General features: G+C 76.2%; 1 protein-coding gene and 1 pseudogene. Both read right to left on the bottom strand.

Annotated features, from left to right (window positions below; genetic code table 11):
- Positions 1-1310 (bottom strand): acyclic terpene utilization AtuA family protein (locus ACJA3G_RS36820; RefSeq protein ID WP_406557364.1); only part of this gene is annotated, 1310 nt, incomplete at its 3' end.
- A pseudogene (locus tag ACJA3G_RS36815) lies at positions 1310-1492 on the bottom strand (wyosine base formation domain-containing protein); the annotation flags it as partial. The gene ACJA3G_RS36820 and the pseudogene ACJA3G_RS36815, both read right to left, overlap by 1 nt.

The raw sequence follows: 1492 nt of genomic DNA, 5'->3' as shown, positions 1-1492 counted from the left end.
TCCTCCAGGGGCCGTGTCCGTAAGGGATGGGGCAGCGCCCGCCGTGATCCGTCGGGCAGTACGGCGATGTGCTCGACCTCGGCCGCCGGTATGGAGTCGGCCTCGAACACCCCGTACGGCGTGCCCTTTCCGGGCGGGGCCGTGACGTGGAAGCCCGGGTAGCTGCCGAGGGCCAGCTCGACGGCGGCGCCGCTCACGGTCCGGCCCACGGCCTCCGGATCGGGGTCGCGCACGACGAGCCGCAGGAAAGCGCTGGCGGTCTCCTCGGTGGACGCGTCGGGCCGGTCGGTGCGCGCGAGCTCCCACTTCACGTGCCGTGGGCGGGACTCCGCGCGGGCGAGGGCGTCCTCCACCTGGGCGCGGACGAGGGCGGCCTTGGCGTCGATGTCGAGGCCGGTGAGGACGAAGACGACCTCGTTGCGCCAGCCGCCGACGCGGGTGCGGCCGACCTTGAGCGTGGGCGGCGGCTCCTCGCCGCGCACCCCGCTGATCCGCACCCGGTCGGGCCCGTCCTGGGTGAGCGTCACGGTGTCGAGCCGGGCGGTGACGTCGGGCCCGGCGTACCGGGCGCCCCCGGTCTCGTACAGGAGCTGCGCGGTGACGGACCCGGTGTCGACGACGCCGCCGGTGCCGGGGTGTTTGCCGATGACGCTGCTGCCGTCGGCGTGGATCTCGGCGAGCGGGAAGCCGGGGCGGCGCAGGTCGTGGTCGCGGAAGAAGGAGTAGTTGCCGCCGGTCGCCTGGGTGCCGCACTCCAGGACGTGCCCGGCGACGACCGCTCCGGCGAGCGCGTCGTACTCCTCGGGCCCCCACCCGTGCCACCAGGCGGCGGGCCCGGTGACCAGGGCCGCGTCGGTGACCCGCCCGGTGACGACGATGTCGGCCCCGGCGGCGAGACAGGCGGTGATGCCGGCGCCGCCGAGGTAGGCGTTGGCGGTGAGCGCGCCGGGGGGCAGCGGCAGGGCGTCCCCCTCGACGTGGGCGACGCGCGCGGGTACCCCGAGGCGGGCGGCGAGCTCCCGGAGGGCCTCGGCCAGCCCGGCCGGGTTGAGCCCGCCCGCGTTGGTGACGATCCGCACCCCGCGCTCGTGGGCGAGGGCGAGGCACTCCTCCAGCTGGCGCGGGAACGTCCTGGCGTAGCCGAGGCGGGCGTCCCTGAGCCGGTCGCGGCCGAGGATGAGCAGGGTGAGTTCGGCGAGGTAGTCCCCGGTGAGCACGTCGAGCGGGCCGCCGGTGAGCATCTCGCGCAGGGCGTCGAAGCGGTCGCCGTAGAAGCCGGAGGCGTTGCCGATCCGCAGCGGGCGGCGCATCAGGCCCCCTTGGGCGTACGTCCGGGTCCGGCCGGCCCGGCGAAGGCCTGGGCGATGTCGAGCCAGCGGTCGGCGTCCGGGCCTTCGGCGCGTACGGCCGTGTCGGCGCGGTGGACGCGCTGGGTGACGAGGAGGCAGAAGTCGAGGGCGGGGCCGGTGACGCGCTGGGGGGCGTCCTGGGG

It is taken from the genome of Streptomyces sp. YS-3 (assembly GCF_045257485.1).
Lineage (GTDB): Bacteria > Actinomycetota > Actinomycetes > Streptomycetales > Streptomycetaceae > Streptomyces.
Note: the sequence above shows the minus strand (reverse complement) of the source record. Positions and strands in the feature narration are given on the sequence as shown.